Origin of the sequence: Pseudolysinimonas yzui (genome assembly GCF_014653215.1) — a bacterium.
Lineage (GTDB): Bacteria > Actinomycetota > Actinomycetes > Actinomycetales > Microbacteriaceae > Pseudolysinimonas_A > Pseudolysinimonas_A yzui.
Genome location: NZ_BNAI01000003.1, coordinates 18392 through 38197 on the forward strand (window position 1 = coordinate 18392; position 19806 = coordinate 38197).

The 19806-nt window shown below is 67.7% G+C and carries 28 protein-coding genes and 2 tRNA genes; 10 read left to right on the forward strand and 20 right to left on the reverse strand.

Translation table 11 applies throughout. The features are described from left to right. The first annotated feature begins 1 nt into the window (after window position 1). Window positions 2-583: a copper resistance CopC family protein gene (locus IE173_RS08635; protein WP_191283084.1), complete on the forward strand. Its 582-nt coding sequence runs from the start codon at window positions 2-4 to the stop codon at window positions 581-583. Here the strand turns inward: IE173_RS08635 and IE173_RS08640 are convergent. From IE173_RS08640 to IE173_RS08650, 3 genes are all read right to left on the reverse strand, one after another. After that, window positions 576-1259 carry an ATP-dependent Clp protease proteolytic subunit gene (locus IE173_RS08640; RefSeq protein WP_191283085.1) on the reverse strand — a complete coding sequence of 228 codons (684 nt, stop codon included), beginning with the start codon at window positions 1257-1259 and terminating at the stop codon, window positions 576-578. The genes IE173_RS08635 and IE173_RS08640 overlap by 8 nt on opposite strands. An 8-nt stretch (window positions 1260-1267) precedes the next feature. Further along, complete coding sequence (locus tag IE173_RS08645) at window positions 1268-1849, reverse strand: ATP-dependent Clp protease proteolytic subunit (RefSeq protein ID WP_191283086.1); 582 nt, start codon at window positions 1847-1849, stop codon at window positions 1268-1270. A 127-nt stretch (window positions 1850-1976) separates the two neighbouring features. Next, window positions 1977-2564: a TetR/AcrR family transcriptional regulator gene (locus tag IE173_RS08650; protein WP_191283087.1), complete on the reverse strand. Its 588-nt coding sequence runs from the start codon at window positions 2562-2564 to the stop codon at window positions 1977-1979. 91 nt (window positions 2565-2655) lie between these two features. On the opposite strand from IE173_RS08650, the gene IE173_RS08655 reads away from it, so the two are divergent. Both IE173_RS08655 and IE173_RS08660 read left to right on the forward strand, forming a co-directional pair. Continuing rightward, the gene (locus IE173_RS08655) at window positions 2656-3444 is read left to right on the forward strand and encodes an SDR family NAD(P)-dependent oxidoreductase (RefSeq protein WP_191283088.1); all 789 of its coding nucleotides are present in this window, start codon (window positions 2656-2658) and stop codon (window positions 3442-3444) included. A gap of 23 nt (window positions 3445-3467) precedes the next feature. Further along, window positions 3468-3950 (forward strand): tetratricopeptide repeat protein, encoded by a 483-nt coding sequence (locus IE173_RS08660; RefSeq protein WP_191283089.1) that lies wholly within the window; start codon window positions 3468-3470, stop codon window positions 3948-3950. Window positions 3951-3955: 5 nt separating this feature from the next. Here the strand turns inward: IE173_RS08660 and IE173_RS08665 are convergent, their stop codons facing one another. The 4 genes from IE173_RS08665 to IE173_RS08680 all read right to left on the reverse strand — a co-directional run bounded on the left by IE173_RS08665 (window position 3956) and on the right by IE173_RS08680 (window position 6501). Then, a complete protein-coding gene (locus tag IE173_RS08665) occupies window positions 3956-4474 on the reverse strand; it encodes a DUF1697 domain-containing protein (protein ID WP_191283090.1) in 519 nt (172 codons plus the stop codon). A gap of 154 nt (window positions 4475-4628) precedes the next feature. Further along, a complete protein-coding gene (tig, locus tag IE173_RS08670; protein ID WP_191283091.1) occupies window positions 4629-5996 on the reverse strand; it encodes a trigger factor in 1368 nt (455 codons plus the stop codon). Between the two features lie 39 nt (window positions 5997-6035). Next, a tRNA-Pro gene (locus IE173_RS08675) sits at window positions 6036-6112 on the reverse strand. Window positions 6113-6144: 32 nt separating this feature from the next. Next, window positions 6145-6501, reverse strand: coding sequence for a hypothetical protein (locus IE173_RS08680; protein WP_191283092.1), 357 nt, complete (start codon window positions 6499-6501; stop codon window positions 6145-6147). A 44-nt stretch (window positions 6502-6545) separates the two neighbouring features. Between IE173_RS08680 and IE173_RS08685 the strand changes: the two genes are divergently transcribed. Both IE173_RS08685 and IE173_RS08690 read left to right on the forward strand, forming a co-directional pair. Then, window positions 6546-7895, forward strand: a complete 1350-nt coding sequence (locus IE173_RS08685; protein WP_191283093.1) for a D-alanyl-D-alanine carboxypeptidase family protein — start codon at window positions 6546-6548, stop codon at window positions 7893-7895. A 102-nt stretch (window positions 7896-7997) separates the two neighbouring features. Continuing rightward, window positions 7998-8068: transfer RNA gene (locus IE173_RS08690), tRNA-Gly, on the forward strand. A gap of 103 nt (window positions 8069-8171) precedes the next feature. Here the strand turns inward: IE173_RS08690 and IE173_RS08695 are convergent. Together IE173_RS08695 and IE173_RS08700 are read right to left on the reverse strand one after the other, a co-directional pair. Beyond that, window positions 8172-9698 carry a hypothetical protein gene (locus IE173_RS08695; RefSeq protein WP_191283094.1) on the reverse strand — a complete coding sequence of 509 codons (1527 nt, stop codon included), beginning with the start codon at window positions 9696-9698 and terminating at the stop codon, window positions 8172-8174. Window positions 9699-9818: 120 nt separating this feature from the next. Continuing rightward, window positions 9819-10487, reverse strand: a complete 669-nt coding sequence (locus IE173_RS08700; RefSeq protein WP_191283095.1) for a hypothetical protein — start codon at window positions 10485-10487, stop codon at window positions 9819-9821. A gap of 446 nt (window positions 10488-10933) precedes the next feature. Here IE173_RS08700 and IE173_RS08705 point away from each other — a divergent pair, with 446 nt between their 5' ends. Next, on the forward strand, window positions 10934-11512 hold the full coding sequence (locus IE173_RS08705; RefSeq protein ID WP_191283096.1) for a hypothetical protein: 579 nt from the start codon (window positions 10934-10936) through the stop codon (window positions 11510-11512). A gap of 473 nt (window positions 11513-11985) precedes the next feature. Here IE173_RS08705 and IE173_RS08710 read toward each other — a convergent pair whose 3' ends face one another. The 3 genes from IE173_RS08710 to IE173_RS08720 form a co-directional block, all read right to left on the reverse strand. Continuing rightward, complete coding sequence (locus IE173_RS08710; RefSeq protein ID WP_191283097.1) at window positions 11986-12357, reverse strand: PIN domain-containing protein; 372 nt, start codon at window positions 12355-12357, stop codon at window positions 11986-11988. After that, window positions 12354-12596 carry an AbrB/MazE/SpoVT family DNA-binding domain-containing protein gene (locus IE173_RS08715; RefSeq protein WP_191283098.1) on the reverse strand — a complete coding sequence of 81 codons (243 nt, stop codon included), beginning with the start codon at window positions 12594-12596 and terminating at the stop codon, window positions 12354-12356. The genes IE173_RS08710 and IE173_RS08715 overlap by 4 nt, the downstream gene beginning before the upstream one ends. 75 nt (window positions 12597-12671) lie before the next feature. Further along, entirely contained in the window at window positions 12672-12965 is a 294-nt protein-coding gene (locus tag IE173_RS08720; RefSeq protein WP_191283099.1) for a hypothetical protein, read from the reverse strand. Between the two features lie 85 nt (window positions 12966-13050). Here IE173_RS08720 and IE173_RS08725 point away from each other — a divergent pair, with 85 nt between their 5' ends. Continuing rightward, the gene (locus IE173_RS08725; RefSeq protein ID WP_191283100.1) at window positions 13051-13188 is read left to right on the forward strand and encodes a hypothetical protein; all 138 of its coding nucleotides are present in this window, start codon (window positions 13051-13053) and stop codon (window positions 13186-13188) included. A 46-nt stretch (window positions 13189-13234) separates the two neighbouring features. Here IE173_RS08725 and IE173_RS08730 read toward each other — a convergent pair whose 3' ends face one another. From IE173_RS08730 to IE173_RS08755, 6 genes are all read right to left on the reverse strand, one after another. Further along, window positions 13235-14101 (reverse strand): AraC family transcriptional regulator, encoded by an 867-nt coding sequence (locus tag IE173_RS08730; RefSeq protein WP_191283101.1) that lies wholly within the window; start codon window positions 14099-14101, stop codon window positions 13235-13237. An 82-nt stretch (window positions 14102-14183) separates the two neighbouring features. Further along, a complete protein-coding gene (locus IE173_RS08735; protein ID WP_191283376.1) occupies window positions 14184-14501 on the reverse strand; it encodes a DMT family transporter in 318 nt (105 codons plus the stop codon). Next, window positions 14501-14848, reverse strand: a complete 348-nt coding sequence (locus IE173_RS08740; RefSeq protein ID WP_191283102.1) for a DMT family transporter — start codon at window positions 14846-14848, stop codon at window positions 14501-14503. The genes IE173_RS08735 and IE173_RS08740 overlap by 1 nt, the downstream gene beginning before the upstream one ends. A 39-nt stretch (window positions 14849-14887) precedes the next feature. Beyond that, window positions 14888-15232, reverse strand: coding sequence for a type II toxin-antitoxin system RelE/ParE family toxin (locus tag IE173_RS15680; protein WP_373298461.1), 345 nt, complete (start codon window positions 15230-15232; stop codon window positions 14888-14890). After that, complete coding sequence (locus IE173_RS08750; protein WP_191283104.1) at window positions 15190-15411, reverse strand: addiction module protein; 222 nt, start codon at window positions 15409-15411, stop codon at window positions 15190-15192. Before IE173_RS08750 ends, IE173_RS15680 begins: the two co-directional genes overlap by 43 nt. A gap of 53 nt (window positions 15412-15464) precedes the next feature. Further along, on the reverse strand, window positions 15465-16508 hold the full coding sequence (locus tag IE173_RS08755; protein WP_191283377.1) for a DMT family transporter: 1044 nt from the start codon (window positions 16506-16508) through the stop codon (window positions 15465-15467). Between the two features lie 96 nt (window positions 16509-16604). Between IE173_RS08755 and IE173_RS08760 the strand changes: the two genes are divergently transcribed. The 3 genes from IE173_RS08760 to IE173_RS08770 are packed head-to-tail and all read left to right on the forward strand — an operon-like array spanning window position 16605 to window position 17729. Further along, window positions 16605-17195, forward strand: a complete 591-nt coding sequence (locus IE173_RS08760; protein ID WP_191283105.1) for a DUF305 domain-containing protein — start codon at window positions 16605-16607, stop codon at window positions 17193-17195. A gap of 19 nt (window positions 17196-17214) precedes the next feature. Then, window positions 17215-17409: a PLDc N-terminal domain-containing protein gene (locus tag IE173_RS08765; protein WP_191283106.1), complete on the forward strand. Its 195-nt coding sequence runs from the start codon at window positions 17215-17217 to the stop codon at window positions 17407-17409. Continuing rightward, window positions 17370-17729 carry a hypothetical protein gene (locus tag IE173_RS08770; protein WP_191283107.1) on the forward strand — a complete coding sequence of 120 codons (360 nt, stop codon included), beginning with the start codon at window positions 17370-17372 and terminating at the stop codon, window positions 17727-17729. The genes IE173_RS08765 and IE173_RS08770 overlap by 40 nt, the downstream gene beginning before the upstream one ends. On the opposite strand, the gene IE173_RS08775 is transcribed toward IE173_RS08770, so the two are convergent. Both IE173_RS08775 and IE173_RS08780 read right to left on the reverse strand, forming a co-directional pair. Then, window positions 17726-18382 carry a response regulator transcription factor gene (locus tag IE173_RS08775; protein ID WP_191283378.1) on the reverse strand — a complete coding sequence of 219 codons (657 nt, stop codon included), beginning with the start codon at window positions 18380-18382 and terminating at the stop codon, window positions 17726-17728. The two genes, IE173_RS08770 and IE173_RS08775, sit on opposite strands and share 4 nt — an antisense overlap. Window positions 18383-18417: 35 nt before the next feature. Next, entirely contained in the window at window positions 18418-19782 is a 1365-nt protein-coding gene (locus IE173_RS08780; RefSeq protein ID WP_229841991.1) for a sensor histidine kinase, read from the reverse strand. Window positions 19783-19806: the final 24 nt, after the last annotated feature.

A 19806-nucleotide genomic window follows, 5' to 3' on the forward strand; every position in this document is an offset into this window, starting at 1 on the left:
CATGCGCCGCACCCTGAGTGCGGCCCTCGTCGGGGCCGTGGCGGCAGCACTCGTGCTCGCCGCCGCGGCCCCGGCGTCGGCGCACAACTACGTGGTCGAGTCGACCCCCGACGAGGGCGAGGTGCTCACCGCACTTCCCGAGGCGTGGGAGGTCGTCACCAACGAGGCGATGCTCTACGTCGGCAACGACGCGGTGTTCGGCCTGTGGGCGCGCGACGCCGACGGCCGTTACTACGGCGACGGGTGTGTCGAGGTGAGCGGCAGCGGGATGTCGGCCGCCCCCGTCATCGGGGAGACGGGCAGCTACACCCTCGTGTACGCGCTGATCTCGGCGGACGGGCATCCGCTCACCGGCGAGATCCCGTTCGAGTGGGCACCCGCGGTCGCGACCGAGGCCGCAGTCGGCACGAGCGAACCGGCGCGCTGCGGTGAGGAGGTGCCCGCCGAACCCGGGGGCACGACGCTCTCCCCCGACGTCTGGTGGATCGCCGCCGCGGCCGGCGCGGTCGGAGTCGCGGTGGTCACCACCGTGCTCCTCGCGCGCCGCCGACGGCCCGAGAGTGGGGACGACCCGTCTACTTGACGAGCGCCGCCGGGATGTTCTTGCGGCTCGTGAGCACCTGGTCGATGAGGCCGTAGGCGAGAGCGTCATCGGCCGAGAGGATCTTGTCGCGCTCGATGTCGCTGTTCACCTCTTCCTGCGTCTTGTTGGAGTGCTTCGAGAGCGTGAGCTCGAGCCACGTGCGCAGGCGCAGCACCTCGGCCGCCTGGATCTCGATGTCGGACGCTTGACCGCGCCCGGCGTCACCGACGGCGGGCTGGTGGATGAGCACGCGCGCGTTCGGCAGGGCGAGGCGCTTGCCCGGGGTTCCGGCGGCGAGGATCACCGCGGCGGCCGAGGCGGCCTGGCCGAGAACGACGGTCTGGATCTGCGGACGGATGTACTGCATCGTGTCGTAGATCGCCGTCATCGCCGTGAACGAGCCGCCGGGGCTGTTGATGTACATGACGATGTCGCGGTCGGGGTCCATGCTCTCGAGCACGAGCAGCTGGGCCATGACATCATCCGCCGACGCGTCGTCGACCTGCACCCCGAGGAAGATGATGCGGTCTTCGAACAGCTTCGCGTACGGGTCCTGGCGCTTGAAGCCGTAGGCGGTGCGCTCCTCGAAGGACGGCAGGATGTAGCGGCTCTGCGGCATCGTGCCGCCGATGGCGGCGGGCAGGGTGCCGGCGGCGCGGAAGGTGGGGGTCTCCATGATCGTCCTTACTTGGTGCCGCCGCCGCCGATGACGTCGGCAGCAGACTCGCGGATGTGGTCGACGAAGCCGTACTCGAGGGCTTCCTGGGCGTTGAACCAGCGGTCGCGGTCACCGTCGGCGTTGACCTGCTCGACCGTCTTGCCGGTCTGGGCGGCGGTGATCTCGGCGAGGCGCTTCTTCATGTCGAGGATGAGCGCCGCCTGGGTCTGGATGTCGGACGAGGTTCCGCCGAATCCGCCGTGCGGCTGGTGCAGCAGCACGCGCGCGTTCGGCGTGATGTAGCGCTTGCCCTTGGTGCCGGCGGTGAGCAGCAGCTGCCCCATCGACGCGGCCATGCCGATGCCGACCGTGACGATGTCGTTCGGCACGAACTGCATCGTGTCGTAGATCGCCATGCCCGCGGTGATCGAGCCGCCGGGGCTGTTGATGTACAAGAAGATGTCTTTGTTCGAGTCTTCGGCTGCGAGCAGCAGCAGCTTGGCCGCGATCTCGTTGGCGTTCTCATCGCGCACCTCGGATCCGAGCCAGATGATGCGGTCCTTGAGGAGTCGGTCGAAGACGCTCGGCGGGAATGCCGTATCGGCCATGAGGGGAAGCTCCGTTCGCTTGATTCCGAGGTCGAATCTACTTGGGGCGCCGGAGGCCCCGTTGCCATGTTCGCCCTGGGCATAGGCACGAGGTGGGGTGCGCGTTCCCTTCCGACGAACGGTTCGCTCAGCCGGGTCGCGCCGGGAGGGTCGCGACGAGTGCCGCCACCTCATCGGCGAGCGACGTCGGCCAGTCGAGGTCGGGCTTGTGGATGCGCAGCGAGGCGATGCCGTGCAGTGCCGCCCAGACCTGGAACGCGAGCCGTCGACTGCGTTCGGGTGATGTGCCGAGCGCGGCGCCGATGAGGTCGGCGGCACCGCGGATCAGATCCCAGCGCGACTCCGACTCGTCGTGCGGCGCCGCGACGTCGAGGCGATCGGCGCTCTCGAACAGCAGTTGGTAGGCACCGGGGTTCGCGATCCCCCATTCGACGTACGCGAGTCCGAGCGCCGTCAGGCGTTCGGCGGGGGTGCCGTCGGCGTCACGGCCGGCGACGGCGGCACTCATCCGCGCGAGCTGTTCGTCGATGACCGCCTGGATGAGCGCGACCTGGGAGTCGAAGTGCAGGTAGACGGCGGCGGGTGAAACCTCGCACGCCCGCGCGACGGCACGCAGCGACGGGACGGCGATCGCCTGCGGATCGGTGAGCATCGCGCTCGCCGCCTCGACGAGGCGCGCCCGAAGGAGGTCGCCCTGCCCGCGTGGGTTCGCCATCCTCGCGCTCCTCGTTCCGATCGGCTTGACGCATTCGGTGTACAGGTGTAAACCTTACTCGGTGAACACCCGTTCAGTGAAGGGAAGACGCATGACCATCGACTACCGCGGTACGACCGCCCTGGTGACCGGAGCCAGTTCCGGCATCGGCGAGGAGTTCGCCCGGCAACTCGCAAGCCGCGGGGCGAACCTCGTGCTCGTCGCCCGCCGTGCCGAGCGCCTCGAGGCACTCGCCACCGAGCTGCGGGCCGAGCGCGGCGTGACGGTCGACGTCATCCCGCTCGACCTCGCCGCCCCCCGCGTCGGCCGTGCGCTCGCCGCCGGCCTCTCGGAACGCGGGATCACGATCGACACCGTGGTCGCGAACGCCGGTTTCGGCACCCACGAACGCTTCGAAGACGAAGACGGCGACCGCATCGCCGACGAGATCGCGGTGAACGTCGCGGCGGTCGTCGACATCGCGCACGAGTTCTACCCCGGGATGCTGGCCCGCGGCCGGGGCGCGCTGGTCACCGTCGCCAGCACCGGGGCGTACCAGCCGGTTCCGCACATGGCCGTGTACGGGGCGACCAAGGCGTTCGTGCTCAGCTTCACCGAGGCGCTCTGGTACGAGGCACGCCACTCGACCCTCAGGGTGCTCGCCCTCTCGCCCGGCGCGACCGGCACCGAGTTCTTCGATGTCGCGGGAGACGACGCCCAGGTCGGCCCGCGGCGTCAGCCCGTCGCCGAGCTCGTGGAGTTCGCGATGCGCACCCTCGACCGGCCGAACGGTGCGGGCAGCGTCATCGCCGGCTTCGGCAACCACCTGACTGCCGCCGTGAGTCGGCTGCTCCCGCGCCGCGCGCTCACGAGTCTCACCGGTCGCGTGATGAAGGCATGACCGGCACCACGTATCGTCGACGCGTGGATGACTGGACGACGCGAGTTGCGGCGGTGTGGGCGGATGCCGGGAGCCGGCCCGAACCCGAGGTCGAGGCGGCGATCGAGTCGCTCGTCGCAGAACGTCCCGCCGACGACGCGATCGCGGTCTTCGAACTCGCCGGTGTCCGCGACTACGTCGGACGTGAAGCCGAGGCGGAACCGCTGTACCGACGCGCGCTCGAACTCGGCCTCGATGAGCCGCAGCACGGGCAGGCGGTCATCCAGCTCGCCAGCACCGTGCGCAACCTCGGACGCCCCGACGAGGCGCTCGCGCTGTTGCGGGAGGAGTTCGCCGGGCATCAGGAGCATCCACTCGCCGACGCGGCGACCGCGTTCGCCGCCCTCGCCCTCGCCGACCTGGGCACCGAGCGGGAGGCGCTCGTCGCCGTGCTGCGCGCCCTCGCCCCGCACCTGCCGGCCTACGGGCGCGCCGTCACCGCCTACGCCGACGAGCTTCTCGACTAGGTCGTCTACCGAGAGAGCAGCTTCTCGAGGGTGTTGAGGTTGCGGGTCGTCAGCCACGGCTTGTGCTTGCTCGAACCCTGCGCCTTGCCCATCGCCGAGTCGAGCGTCGAGCCCTTCGGGGTCGACCAGTAGAGCACCCCGTCGCCGCGCTGCGCCCGGTCGATGGCGGGGTCGAGTTCGACGGCGAGCAACTGGTCGAGGAGCTCGGGCTTGAGCACGAAGACGACGTAGGCGTGCCGGTCGGCGGTGCGCTCGAACGGGTACGCGTCGACGATCGCCCGCACCGTGTCTTGGGTGAGCACGTGCACCCAGGCGTCGTAGCCGAACCGCTCGCGCAGGGCGGCCTCGAGCTTCTCTTTGACCGCCGATGCGGCATCCGTCGTGGTGAACAGCACGTTGCCGCTCGCCAGCACCGTCTTCACGTCGTCGTAGCCGAGCCCGCGCACCACCTCGGCGAGGTCGGCCATCTTCACGGTGACCCCGCCGACGTTCACCCCGCGCAGCAGCGCCACGAACCGCGTCATCCCGTCAGGATGCCACGCGCCTGCGACGCAACTCTCGGAAATCCGGGGCTTCGTCGACGTCTCATGGATGAACCACGGGATTTCCGAGAGTTAGGACGCGGACCCGGAAACACGAATGCCCCGGCCACGCGGGCCGGGGCATTCGGGACGAACGTCAGTGCGAGTGACCCTCGTGGTCGTCGTGGTCGTGACCGTCGTGCTCGTCGATCTCGAACACCTCGCCGGCCTCGTCACCGGTGCCGAGGGCGCGGGCGAGGAAGTCGGAGACATCGACGGCCTTGCCCTTGGTGTCGACGACCTTCGCCTTGCTCAGTACGACGGCGAGCGCCTTGGAGCGGGCGATCTCGCCGACGACGCCAGGAAGCTGGCCGTTCTGGTCGAGGATCTTCACGAACTCGCCGGGCTCCATGCCGTACTGCTGGCTGGCCTGCACGACGTAAGAGGTGAGTTCGTTCTGGCCGACCTTCACCTCTTCGGCTTCGGCGATCGCGTCGAGCAGGATCTGCTGACGGAACGTCTTCTCGCTCGACACGATGACCTCGGCGCGGTGCTCGTCGTCTTCGAGGCGGTTCTCGTTCTCGAGGTGACGGTGCACCTCCTCGTCGATGAGCTGCTGCGGAACCGGGATGTCGAGCTTCTCGAGCAGCACATCCACGATCTTGTCCCGCGCCTCGATCGACTGGCCGAACGCCTTGCTCTTCTCGAGCTGCGCGCGCAGGTCGGCGCGGAGTTCGCCGATGGTGTCGAACTGGCTGGCGATCTGCGCGAACTCGTCGTCGGCATCCGGCAGCTCGCGCTCCTTCACGGACAGCAGGGTGACGGCGATCTGCGCCTTCTCGCCCTCGTGGTCGCCGCCCAGCAGGTTCGACTCGAAGGTGGTCGACTCACCGGCGGTGAGGGTGTCGAGGGCGTCGTCGATGCCTTCGATGAGTTCGCCCGAGCCGAGCTCGTACGAGACGTTGCTCGCGGTGTCGACCTCCTGGCCGCCGATGGTGGCGTGAAGATCGAGGGTGAGGAAGTCGCCGGTCTTCGCGGGGCGGTCGACGGTGACGAGGGTGCCGAAGCGGCTGCGCAGGTTCTCGAGCTCGGTCTCGACCTCATCGGGGGTGACGGCGACCGGCTCGACTTCGAGCTTCAGCCCGTCGTACTTCGGCAGCGTGAAGTCGGGGCGCACGTCGACCTCGACGGTGATCTTGAGGTCGCCCGAGAAGTCCTTCTCGTTCGGCAGCTCGACGATGTCGGCCGACGGGCGGCCGAGCGGCTTCAGGTTCTCTTCGCGTGCGGCGTCGCGGTAGAACTTGTCGAGGCCCTCGTTGACGGCGTGGCTGATGACCTCGCCGCGTCCGACGCGCTGGTCGATGATCGGCGGCGGCACCTTGCCCTTGCGGAAGCCGGGGATGTTCACCGACTCGGCGATGTGCTGGTACGCGTGGGTGATGCTGGGCTTGAGCTCTTCCGGCGTGACGGTGATGTTCAGCTTCACGCGGGTGGGCGACAGGCGCTCGACGGTCGTCGTGACCATGGGAATACGTCTCCTGAGTGGATGAAAGGTGAGGGCTGGTGGTCGGGGCGACAGGATTTGAACCTGCGACCTCCCGCTCCCAAAGCGGGCGCTCTACCAAGCTGAGCTACGCCCCGAGGCAGAAACGGCCCGGCACAGTCTAACGGCTCTACAGGGTGCAGGCGCCGGGAGGCCCTGAGCAGGCGATCATGACGGTGTACCAGATGAATGCGGCGAACGCGACGTAGCCGAGTCCGGGCAGCGAGAAGATCATCGCGGTGATCGCCGGCCATCCCGGGGCCTCGCGGCGGATCGCCCCGGTGATGCCCAGCACCAGCCCGAGGAAACTGAGGATGCCGACGGGCAGCGCCGCGAGCTGCGAGGTGAGCGCCCACCACGGCGGACCCTGGATGAAGGCATCCACCGTCTGCCCGTAGGCGTAGAACACGATGCCCGCCGCCGCCAGATACGCGACCACGACCAGCGCGAACGCGATCCAGCCGAAGATGGGTCGCCGCCTGATCACACGCCGATGCTATCGGCCCGATGGGCGGTGATAATGTCTCAGGAATGGGGCCGCGTGACGGGATTTCCCAGCTCACCGAGCTGATGCGCTACGAACCCGTCACCCCGACTCCGGTCGGCCCGCCGCCGGTGGACCCCGCGCGGCGCCGCCGCCAACGCCGGCGTCGCACGACGATCGCCCTGATCGTGACGTTTGCGATCCTGGCGAGTTCGGGCGGCTACGCGGCCTACGCCCTGACCGCCCCGATCGGCACCGCGACCCTCGACGCCGAGGCCCCGTACGTCGACGCTCCCCCGCTCGCGCCGATCGCCCTGCCTGTCGACGGCGCCTACGCCGTGAGCATCGCCGGGGCCGACGACTACCTCGGAGCGACGGCGAGCGGCATCTGGGCATCCGGGGGTGGCGACGGGGTGCGGCCCATCGCGAGCATCAGCAAACTCATCACCGCGCTCGTCGTGCTCGACGCGAAGCCGCTCGCCGACGCGAGCGACCCGGGGCCCACGCTCACCTTCGACCGCGCCGACCACGCCCTCTACGACAAGTACTACGTGCTCGGCGCCACGATCGCGGCGATGCCCACCGGCAGCTCGATGACGTTGCACGACGCCCTCGAGGCGATGCTCATCGTGTCGGCCTGCAACTACGCCGAGGCGGTCTCGACCTGGGCGTACGGGTCGCAGAGCGCCTTCCTGCGCGCCACGAAGAACTGGCTCGCCGCCAACGGCCTCACCTCGACGACGATCGTCGAACCGACCGGCATCGACCCCCGCAACACGAGCACCCCAGCCGATCTAGTCGCGCTCGCGAAGATCGCGATGGCGAATCCGGCGATCGCCCAGATCGTGGGGATGACGACGCTCAACGTTCCGAGCATCCCCGCCGCACTCAACACCAACGACCTGCTCGGTGTCGACGGAATCACCGGCCTCAAAACCGGCACGCTCGAGGAGAGCGGCTCCAACCTGCTGTTCTCGTCGACCCTCGACGTCGGCACTTCGCAACCGTTGAGCATCGTCGGCGTGATCCTCGGCGGCTACACCCACGACTCGGTCAACGGCGAGGTGCGGGCGCTGCTGCGCAGCATCCAGGCCGGCTTCCAGACCGTGACGCTCGGCGAAGCCGGTCAGCTGATCGGCACGTACTCGACGCCCTGGGGCGAGTCTGCCGACATCGTGCTCGGCGCGTCGACCTCGCTGCTCATCTGGTCGGATACCGAGATCGACGTGTCGTTCACGGCGACGTCGCTGACGACCGGCTCCGACGGCGACACGGTGGGAAGCGTCACCTGGACGGCCGGCCCCGACACCGTCACCGCTCCGCTCGTGCTCGACGGCACGATCGAGCCGCCCGACGCGTGGTGGCGACTCACGCATCCCTTCGACCTCGGAGAATGAGCTCGGCGCCCGCGGGTTGAGTGCCGCCGCAGGCGGTGTATCGAAACCCCTTGGGGCGACGAAACCCCGTGGCGACTCCGGTTAGACTCGGGGACGCATCACGGGGATGTAGCTCAATGGTAGAGCCTCAGTCTTCCAAACTGATTACGCGGGTTCGATTCCCGTCATCCCCTCACAGTAGCCCTAGGCGCTTCTAGCCCCAGAGGTCTACCCAAGTAGCCCCAGAGCTCAACCCCTTTGGGAGCCTCCGGCCCGTGGCCTCGCAAGAAATGACGATCATGCGGAGTCGGGATCAGACCCAGCGTCCGGCGTCTCGGCTTTGCGGGTATCCAAGTAGCGCATGATTGGGTTTGCTCTCCATGCCCCGTCGATGATGGCGTTGCGGCCACCGGGATGCTTGCGAATGACGCCTTCGAGATTCTGGATCAGGTCAGGCACGTCTGAGTCTGCGAGTCCATCCAAGATGAGGCTGGCCACCTGATCGGCGGAGCGCATCACCAGTTCCTCCAACTCTCCCACGTTCACAAACGAGAGCGGGATCTCGCTTTTCCCGAGCTGCCCCATTCGGTAGGCCATGACCGCGCTCGGGAACGCCCCAAGGGTCACGACCAAGCCGACGACGGGCCTATCTGTCGGCACCTCCGCGAAAGCCTCCCGGTCGTTGACGATGGCTCGCGCGGTCTTGTTCAGCTGCTCGATACCCTCCGCGACCTTCGCCCTCACTCCGGCGAAGAGATCGCCAACGCTTTGCCGGATCGCCTCGGTTGGAGATGAAGCCTTCACCTCAATCAACACCACGAGCTGATCCGTGATGAGAATCCAGTCGGTCGAGGTGTCGGGATTCCTTCGGGTTCCAAACTCGATCTCGCCAAGCAACTTCGCCCCCTCAATGAGCATGAGATGGCGCCCGACGTAGGCCTCAAAGAGCCTCCCGAGATCCCGCGAAAACTTGGTCCCCCAGCGATCCATCCCGAGATAGGTGATCCCCGCGACGCTCAGCTTCTGTTCAATCAGGTCAGTCGACGGGGCGAGCCAGGCGCCCTGGACAACGTCGGTCAGGAAGGGTCGAGCGATCAGCGGATTGAGCGCGTGTTTCTCGGAAGCCCGATTCAGTGAGGGTCTCGCCCGTCTGGCGGCCTTGACGCTCTCAATCGTCGTCGTGAAGTGCGCCCTCCCGATCTCTTGCATACGCGCGCTGGGGAGCACTTCGAGGAGCCCGCCCAGCGAGTCGTCCCATTGCGCCGGGTTGAAGCGCCCGTCGGACGCCATCGCGCTCGCCCACAAGGCGAATCCCGTTGCGGAGTATTCCGCGACAGTAACCCCGCCCAGGAGGTCCTTAGCCCAACCCGGCTGCATGACTTCGGGCACTCGCTCGGGCGGGAACGGGGTGTCCACGAAGAGCGCCTGAACGCGCGACCATTCATTCAGCGCGTGCCGCTGATACGGCAGCTGTTCGTGGAACATACGCTCCAACGAGTGGAGGAGATTGTCCTGGTCATCGAGCGGCCCGTCTTCGATGTTGCCGAACTGCCAGACCAATTCGCGGAACTGGTCGACGGACGGAACAGGGCCATGCGGCGTGCCCCGGCAAATGGCCGTGACAGCCATCCCAGCGATGTTCCACGGCAGCCAGTCAGAGGCCGCATCGTTGACGATGACGCGACCCTGGTTCCTCGCAGACGCCCACCCCGCGAGCCGGATCAGCGAGTCCCGATCCCACTGGCGGACGAGGGCGACGTATCGCCAATAGCTGATCATCGGCGGATCGGTCGGCAGATGCCGCACCGCGCTGTGATCGCTCATGCGCACACCGTAGCGAGACGGGCGGGCAATTGGCCCCAACAGGTGCCAGGAGCCCTTTAGTCGGGGCGGGCTAGTTCTTGATCTCCACCGATGCCCGATACGCGGAGGCCCGGCTGATCCCTAGCGACGGCGGCCAATGAAGATTGATGCGAGGGCGCCGAGAATTCCGCCGAACTCAACCCCGACGCCCCCGAGCACGCTGGCCACTGGAGACCAGATTGTTCCGTCCGTCTCGACCGGACGCAGTTCCTTTACATCCGTGTCGACCAGGGGGGCATCCACGTTCACCTCCGGATGGCCGGAGATGACGGCGCTGAACGACCATGACTCTCCGCGCTTTAGCAACAGGGGGGCCATCGTGACCACGGCGTCTTCCGCACTAGTGCCGATTGCCGGGCTGATCAGCTTCGCTGTGCCATCCGTTCGGGTGACGCCGTAGAACTTTGCTCCGACCTCGACCCGGATCGGTCTCCGGTCATCGAACATGCTGGATGCGATGTCTCGGGGGCCAGAGTTGACCAGAACGACGGTCAACAGCACAGGTTCGGGAACGGGAATATCTCGATAAGAGACCTCCAGGTGTGACGCGACCTTCGGCATGAGCGGGGTGGCTTCCATGAACCACGTGAGTACGGCACGCCTGTTGCCGAACTGCCGCGTCACGATGACGGTCACCACGATGGCCGCAACGGCAATTAGTGCCGTCACGGTCCAGCCGACGATGGTCCAGTCGACCATCGCCCAGTCGAAGATGCTTGCGGTCTCGCCGGGCGTCGGCGTTTCAAGCATGAGCAAGCCCTGATCTCCTCGCGTTCGGGTAGCGCTCATTGTGTCGGATGGGAGCCGCCCGCGTGTAGCGTTCGACGCCTTCGGCAGAGTGCGACCTGTGGCCACCCCATCGCCAACGCGTTAGCCATGGGCGTTAGCCTGCTCCCTGGAGAGATCCCTTCGCTTCTAGAAGCAAGCGGGCTCGGGGCCGGAACCGAAGGTTCCGGATCAGTCTTCCAGACTGATTGCGCGAGTTCGATTCCCCATATCCCCTCGGCCCAACTTTGGACGCCCCGTGCGTGGGCATTTCCGCCGAGCACGCCCCCCGGATGCAGCCCGCGACAGGGTGAGGGGTTGCGATAGTGTCTGGCCATGCGGACAGGGCTAGGGGTGTTTTGGCGACCTCGGAGTGTCAAAGCCGAGGAGGCCGGGGCCTGACGGACGAGCTCATGGATCCTGGATTCGGGGTGGCCGCGTCCGACGGTGACGTTGTCTGGTCAGGCTATGAGGTGCACGAGCTCTCGAAGGCCTTTGACGAACTCACCCCGTCCGAGGCTCGTTCTCTCTTCGCTCGTTTGATGGATGGGCGGTCGGAGCGGGCTGAGATGATCGCGCGCTTCGCGAGGGCAAATGGCCTCCGCTGGTCGGGTAAGGAAGAGGACCTTCAGCCCCTGAACGACCTCTTCATCGAGGGTGTCGACTTCTATGCGGACAGCGGGCTCCCGACCTACTCCTGGGTGTCGATTGCATGGGACGTGGCGCTTCTTGTCGGTGACTTCGCCATCGCACGCGACCCGCATCTGAAATGGGCGATCGGGCGCGGCGGCAAGCGGATGCAAGGTTTCCAGAGTCCTGTCATCGTCGGACACCCGGGCGCGGTACCCGGCTATCAGGCGGCCCCATTCATTCTCCTGCAACGCTATGTCGCGCATTGCGCGGTAGTGAAGTGGGATCCCATCACTGCGCGGTCTGCCCCGCGACCCGACATGTTTGTGCGCGCCATCGACGGAGTGGTGAAATCGGTGCAGCCAAACAAGATGGACTGAGGGGCTTGAAGTTCCCGGGCTCGCCTGCCACCCGTACTCAGCGAGCGACCTTCCCTCTAGGTCTGAGGACGACTCCAGCGCGGCGGAGGTGATTGAGCACCGCAGTCGCCGAGACTCCAAACTCCGACGCAATCTGCGCCGCCGTCTGACCGGCCTCGTATCTCTCCTGAGCCTTCTCGATATCGACCTTTCGAGTCCGCCAGTCCCGACGCTCAATCCCTTCATGATCTACCGCCCGCCGAATCGCACTGCGATGGCAGCCGAAGACGACAGCCAGCACGCCCATACTCTCGCCGGCCGCGTAGCGCCTTGCAACCTCAGCACGCTCTCTGCGGGTGAGGCGCTTCTGACGCTGAACGACCCTCGGCGACGTCTCAACCCGCTTCACCCCCATACGCCGAGACCGCTCGAGCAGGCCTACTAGGGCGGGACCTCTGTTCCAGAGCGTTTCCGTTAGGACCTCCAAGCTGAGTTCAGCGCTCTCGGATCAGGCGCACTCGAGGATGATCGCGCCAGGCAGCATCCGCCGTCCATGCAGTGGCATCCAGCCGCTCAGCAAGGGCGAGACAGAGCCGGTCCGCTAGCGACAGCGGCGACCCGTGACGCCACGCGGCGGCGGCAGACTCGGCGTCATCGACGGTCACCGATTCCACGACAAGCTCATAGCCGAGCAACAGCCCTCGGGCGAGATCCCAGTCGGCGCCCGCCGAGCGGACCTTTTGAGCGACCTCCGACCAGTTGGCGGCACAGCAGGCGCCACCCTCCTCGAGTGCGGCGCGAACCTGCTCGGCACCCGGCTCCCCGCGCAGATAGGCGAGCAACGCGGAGGCGTCGAAGACGTTCACCCCGCCTCGCCGCGTGCGGCGGCCCGGCGCTCTTCGATCAGTTCCGTCACGAGATCGCGTCCGGCTAGCTGCCCGGCGACGATTCGCTCGAGTTCGTCACGGCGGGTCAACAGCACTCCGGAGGACGTCTCGACCGCGACGAGCGCAGTGCCGCGAGACCAATGCTGGCGCGCGCGAAGGCCGGCCGGCACGACCAAACGACCCCGATCTCCCATCACTATGGTCTGCGTCCCACTCATCTTGGTAGCGTACCACCGCCCCTTCAGGCAGCCGAGGAACGCGGTCGCGCCCGACTCAACGGGTCGCAGCCTCGCTCAGCAGCTGAACCCCGGGGCGGCGCCGCAGACCTCCGTTGACTTCGGACCTTCTTGACCGGCAGAGTCGACGGCTCGCACCCGGTAGTACGCGACCGTCGCCTGGGAATCGACGAATGGCACGTACTGGAATTGGGTCACTTCCAGGCGCGACACCGTGCCGATCTGCGTCAGCGATCCTCCCGGGGTCGTCGCCCGCAACACGATGTAGGAGACGACATCCGGCTCGGGGTTCTGCGTCCAGCGCAGCAGCACCTCGCCACTTCCGCCTCCCGTCTCGGCGGTGAGACCCACGACCTTTTGCGGTGGCGGGTTGGAGACCGGGGGTGTGCTGGGACTGGGCGTACTGGAGGGGGTCGGCGTCGCTGATGCGGACGGCGTGGCCGTGGCCGTCGCCGTCGGAGTCGTGGAGGGGCTCGAGGTCGGCTCGGGCGGTGGCGTGTTCACGCACGCGGTGAGCGCAACGGCGATCAGTGCCGACGCGATGACGTGGGATGCGCGCAGTTTCATGCAGTGAGCCTCCACCTCCGAGCCTGCCGATCCCAGGGGCGAAGGTCCCAGGTCTAGCCGTGCTCCACTGGCAGCCACAATTCGCAGGTCGCCGTGCTGAAGTCAGCGGCGCGCTCGAGTACGGCCACGATCGACGGACCGGGCCGCAGCCGCCACGGGTTGGACGGGAACCAGTCGGTCGCCGTCGCCGCCCAGGTGGACTGCAGCGCGTCCGGGTACGGGCCGGCCGTACGGAACACCGCCCACGTCCCCGCGGGGACGTCGATCACGGTGAGGTCCTCGGGCACCGGAGTCGTCTCGCCGACCGCGACCCCATGGAGGTAGGTGAGTTCACTGCCCTCCGCGTAGTCGGGGTCGACGTCGGCGCTCACCTGCAGAAGACCCGCCGGCTCGGTGTTGCTCAGGTCCTTCAGGCGCGCGTGTTCGGCCGCGGGAAGCGACGCGATGTGTTCTTGGATGTGCGGATTGATGCCGCGGTGGAACAGCGGCACGAGGGTGGAATGTCCAACGAGCCGGAATGCCGGTTGATCTGCGATGCGGGTGTCCATGGGGGTGTTCCCTTCTACGGTCAGGCGGAACCTGAGCTGCTGTTGTGTGCGAAGGGGACCTCCGTTTCGACGCACGTCGCCTGGGCTGGCACCGTGAACCGCGGAGAACGCTCGGCCGAACGCCTCGGTTGAGCCGTAGCCGTAGCGCACCGCGATTCCCAACAGGTCGCCCTCGCCCAGGACCTCCGCAGCGGCGACCGCCATGCGGCGGCGGCGGACGTACTCCGACAACGGCATCCCGGCCAGAGACGAGAACATCCGGCGGAGGTGATACTCGGTCGTGCTGAGGTCACTCGCCAGCCGGGCGATGTCCAGGTCGTCGGCGAGTTGGTCCTCGATGCGTTCGACGAGCCGATTGAGAGCTGCGATCACGGGTTCCCCTTTCACCGTCAACTCTGCGCACCCGCTTCAGCACGCACCCGACTTTCGCGGTCCGATTCGATCGCGCCGCGCCTCAGTGCGCTCCGACTTCGATGAGCAGCACCCCACCGGCGATGAGGGCGACGCCGAGCGCCATCATCCACGTGAACGGCTGCTTGAAGATCACCTTGCCGAGCACGGCGGTGAAGGCGACCCCGGCGGCCGTCCAGATGCCGTACGCGACGCCCAGCGGCATCCCCTCACCCAGGGAAAGGGACAGCATCGTGAAGGCGACGACGTAGCCGGTGGCGACGAGCAGGTACCACCAGCGGCTGCCCTTCACCGCGGCCTGCAGGGCGAGGGTCGCGGTGACCTCGGTGAGGATCGCGACGACGAGGAACAGCCAGGCGATCACTCCACCGCCTCCGTCTTGCGGGCGGCGTGCCCCGAACCGAGTTCGACGCACAGCACCCCGGCGATCACCAGCGCCATGCCGACGACCATGAGCGGGGTGAGCAGCTCGCCGAAGATGATCGCCGAGAGCAGTGCGGTGAGCGCGACGCCGAGGGCACCCCAGATGCCGTAGGCGACCCCGACCGCAACCCCGGCGCGCAGCACCAGGGTCAGCAACACGAACGCGGCGAGGTAGCCGACGACCACCACGATGTAGAGCAGCCGATGATCGAGCGCCCCCTTGAGCGAGAGGGATCCGGCCACCTCGGTGACGATCGCGCCGCCGAGCAGCAGCCACTTCAGCATGGGTGCGCCATGACGAGCTGAGACGCGACCTCATGCGGGTCAGTGAAGTCGATCAATTAGTCGCCCCGGATCCTGCCGTGCATGAACGACTGCAAGCACTTCGATGACGCGTGGCTCGACGTGGACTCGATACCAGAGCTCGTATGGGAACACCCGAAGGGTTGCCCGGCGCGCGTCCTGCCGCAGTGGCCGAAAGACCTGTGGAGAGTCCCGAAGGCGGTCGATCGCCGCCGCAAGTTGATGGAGGAACCGTGTGACCTGTTCAGGTGCATGTTCGGCGTACCAGTCGCGTGCGCGATCGATGTCCTGACGCGCAGGTGCGCGGATCAGAACGGAGAAGGTCACGTCAGCCGGGCGCGTAGCTCGGCCTCGACTTCTTCCCACGGTCGACCCTCGAGCGGACGGGCATCGGCCTCCCGGAGCCGTTCATCAATGAGGGTGGCGATTTCGGGCGTGACGGGCAGGTCGTTCTGGTCGATCGAGTCCCACAGCTCGTTGATCAGCTCGACCCGGTCGGCGACATCGAGCTGTTTAGCCTGTGACAGCAAACCCGGGTCGACCATGCCCCCATGGTAGCTGGGGGCCCTGACGCCGTTCGGAATTGACCACAGGTTCTTCAATGGCGGTGCCGATGGTGCGCGTCGGGGTAGTGCTCGTGGCTGTGCGTCACAGGGTCGTGGGTGTGCACGTGGCGGTGCCGCACTCCGGGGGCGACGGGTTCGTCGTGGTCGTGGTCGTGGTGCCCGTCGTCGTGACGGTGCCAGTGGTCGTGGGTGACCGCCTCGTGGGTGTGCTCGTGCTCGTGCCGCTCGGTGAGGTGCAACCAGACCCCGAGCGCCATCAGCAGGGCGGCGATCACGAGCGGCAGGGTCACCGCCTCACCCAGCACGACGGCGAGCGCCGCCCCGAAGAAGGGGGCGACCGAGAAGTAGGCGCCGGCGCGGGCGGTGCCGACGTGCCGCATCGCGACGATGAAGAGCACGAGGCTCACCCCGTAGGCGAGCAAGCCGACCGCCATCGCGGCGCCGATGGCCCAGACGGATGGCAGGGTCGCGCCGAGCAGGAACGCCAGCGTCAGGTTGACCGGGCCGGCCACCCCGCCCTTCACCGCGGCGAGCCAGGTGGCGTCGGTGAGGGCGATCTTGCGGGTGAGGTTGTTGTCGATGCCCCAGCACAGGCACGCCCCGAGGATGGCGAGGGCGGGCCACACCGATCCGAACTCCGCGCCCGTCGGGATCGAGAGAACCACGGCGCCGGCGACGATCGCCGCCATGCCCAGGGCGATGCGCCGGTCGACGTTCTCGCGGAACACGAACCACGCCAGCAGCGCCGTCGCGACCCCCTCGGCGTTGAGCAGCAGCGAGGCACCGGATGCCGGCATCCCGCTGAGCCCGAACATCAGCAGCACCGGTCCGGCCAGGCCGCCGAAGAACACGGCCCCGGCGAGGGGCAGCACCTCGGAGCGGCTCAGCCGTACGCGCGGGGACCGGCGGATGAGGCGGTACAGCCCCAGCCCGACGCCCGATCCGAGGTAGAGCAGCCCGGCGAGCAGCCACGGCGACACCTCACCCAGCAGCAGCTTCGCGATCGGGGTTCCGGCGCCGAACAGCAGCGCCGCCGCGAGCCCGGCCTGGACTCCGATGTTGCGCAGCGCCGACATCCTCACCGCTCCAAGCTACTCGTCGCGCCGGGACCTTCGGCCCTTCGGTCACGAGAATCAGCGGCGTAGCGTCGGCCTCGATCGAAGGAGAAGATCATGCGCACCAGAGCTGCGATCATCCCGGCCATCGGCGTCGCGCTGCTGCTGACGCTCACCGGGTGCGTGGGCTTCGGGATGCGCGGCCCCGGTCAAGGCCCGGGGCAGGGTCCGGGGCCCGGCACGCCGACGGATGTCGTCGACTTCAACATCTCCGACGTGCACTTCAACATGATGATGATCCCGCACCACGAGCAGGCCATCGAGATGTCGCAGATCATCCTCGCCGCCGACGACATCCACCCCGACGTCACCGACCTCGCCACCCGCATCGCGGAGGCGCAGGCTCCCGAGATCGAGCAGATGGAAGCCTGGCTCGACGCCCGCGGCTACCCGACGCCGCCCGACGGGATGCCGGGTCACGGGATGATGTCGGACGGCGACCTCGACCGGCTGCGCGACCTCGACGGGGTGGACGCCGAGGTGCTGTTCCTCACCGCGATGATCGACCACCACGAGGGTGCGATCGAGATGGCGGAAGACGAGATCGACGACGGAATCGATCCCGAGACGATCGCCCTCTGCGAACGCATCATCGAGAGCCAGACCGCCGAGATCGAAGAGATGCAGGCGCTGCTCGCCGCCCGCTGAACGTCGCTAGGCTCGCAGCATGGAGCCCATTTCCGCCAGCATCGGCGGCCTGATCGCCCTCATCGTCTTCATCGTCACCGTCGTGTCGATCGTGAACAACCCGAACCACGGCGGCTTCGGCAAGTTCGTCTGGATCGTCGTGGCGTTCTTCCTGAGCATCCTCGGGTCGATCCTGTGGCTGATCTTCGGGCGCGGCCGCGTTCCGAAGCGCTGACCCCGGCAGTGGGCACCCTCGGCCGCGTGCTGACGATCGTCGTCGCCCTGGTCAACCTCGGCGACATCGTGCTGCACGTGGCGATCGATCAGGCGGAGCCGCTGCGCATCGCCGGCAACGTCGTCGTGATCGCCGCCGCGGTCGGGATGCTCGTGGTCGCCGCGCTGCGGAAGCCGGCCGTGCCGATCGTGGCCGGCTCGGTGAGCCTCGTGCTCAACCTGGTGTTCATCGTCACCTCCGGCATCGGCGGGCTCGGCGCGGTGCTGATCGCGCTCACCACCATCCTGCTGGCGCTGCTCGCCGGCAGCTTGCGCCGCTAACGCTGAAGCCAGGCGATCACCGCGAGCACGCGACGGTGATCGGTGCCGGAGTCTTCGAGCGCCAGTTTCGCGAAGATCGAGGTGACGTTCTTCTCGACCGCCCCCACCCCGATGAAGAGGGCCTCGGCGATCGCGGTGTTGGTGCGACCCTCCGCCATGAGTTGCAGCACCTCGCGCTCGCGGGGCGTGAGGGTCGCCAGCGGGTCATGACGGCGGCCGATGAGCTGCGCGACCACCTCCGGGTCGAGCACCGTGCCGCCGTCGGCGATGCGGTCGATGGCATCCACGAGTTCATCGAGCGAGGCGACCCGGTCTTTCAGCAGGTAGCCCACTCCCCCGGTCCCTGACCCGAGCAACTCTTGCGCGTAGGCGACCTCGACGTACTGCGACAGCAGGAGGATGCCGGCGCGCGGCACCAGCGACCGCAACCGGATCGCGGCGCGCACCCCCTCGTCGCGGAACGTCGGCGGCATCCGCACGTCGAGCACCGCCAGGTCGGGGTCGAGCGACTCGACTTCGGCGAGCAGGGAGTCGGCGTCGCCGAACGAGCCCACGACCTCGTGGCCCGCTTCTACGAGCACCCGCACGAGTCCCTCGCGCAGCAGCACCGAGTCATCCGCAACGACAACCCGCAGTCCGCTCACGTGCTCCATTGTGGTGCCTGGTCTCGACACGCCCGCTCCGCGGGCTACTCGACCACCGAAGCGGGGAGGGGCAGATGCGCCGCCACGACGGTGGGGCCGCCCTTGGGGCTCGAGATGTCGAGGGTGCCGCCCTGGCCGAGCACGCGCTCCTGGAGTCCCGCGAGACCGTGCTCGGGCACCGCCTTCGCGCCCCCGCGGCCGTCGTCGGTGACCGTGACATCGAGCCAGGTCTCCTCCGAGTCCGGCAGGCGACGCAGGTCGATGCGCAGGTCGATCGCCGTGGCGCCGCTGTGCTTCACCGCGTTGGTGAGGCCTTCGGCGGCGATGAAGTAGGCGTTGCGCTCCAACTCGGTCGGCAGGTCGGTGCCTTCCGGCAGCGACGACACCACCCGCACCGTGACCGCCGACCGCACCGCGAGCGACTCCAGGGCGGCGACGAGACCGCGGTCGAGCAGGATCGGCGGCGCGAACCCGCGCGACAGGGCACGCAGCTCCTCGAGGGCGTCCTTCGACTGCTGGCGAGCTTCCTCGAGCAGCCGGCGGGCGGCATCCGGATCGGTGTCGAGCTGCCGCTCGGCCGCCGCGATGTCCATCTGCAGGCGCACCAGCCGCTGCTGCGGGCCGTCATGGATGTCGCGCTCCAGTCGCCGAAGCGCGGTGCCCTCGGCAGCGACCGCGGCCGAGCGGGACTCGGTGAGGGTCGCGACCTCCTTCTCGAGGGCATCCGTGCGGAACGCGCCCAGCAACCCGCGGGCCACGCCCCAGTGCATCCAGGTGAGGCCCCGGGTGACGAACGGCAGGGTTGCCGTGAAGATCAGGCCGACGACCAGCCAGAGCAACGAATCGAAGAGCAGCGGGTCGACCCGATCGCCCAGGCCGAACACCCGATCGGCGACCCAGCGTGAGACCGAGAAGTCACGGTCGCTGTCGGGAACGAACCCGATCCAGATCCACCCGGTGATGCCCCCGAGCGCGATCGAGAACCAGACGACGGCGATCGTGAACGAGATCGTCGTGATGATGAAGTTCACGATCATCGTCCACACCAGATAGAGCCAGTAGTGCCCGTTGGCGAACAGCACCTTCAACCAGCCGAGGAACCCCGTCTTGGCCGTGCGGTCGTTCCAGTCGGGACGCGGGATGACCGGTCGCCCCACCCAGCCGAGCAGCGCGAGCTCGACGGTGCCGGCCCCACGCGCGAGGTAGAGCGCGCCGACCAGGAAGATCACGCCCAGGAAGAACGTCGCGAACGTTCCCGCCGCCGCCGAGAACAGGCCGATGCTCACCGCGAACATCACCACCCCGAGCGGGAAGGCGATGAACAGGAACAGCAGCTCCTTCGGAACCCCGGCCCACAACCGCAGGTAGAGGGGGGTGGTGCGGGCGTCGGGGCTCATGGTCGTCTCCATTGTTGCGGGCATACCCCCACCCTC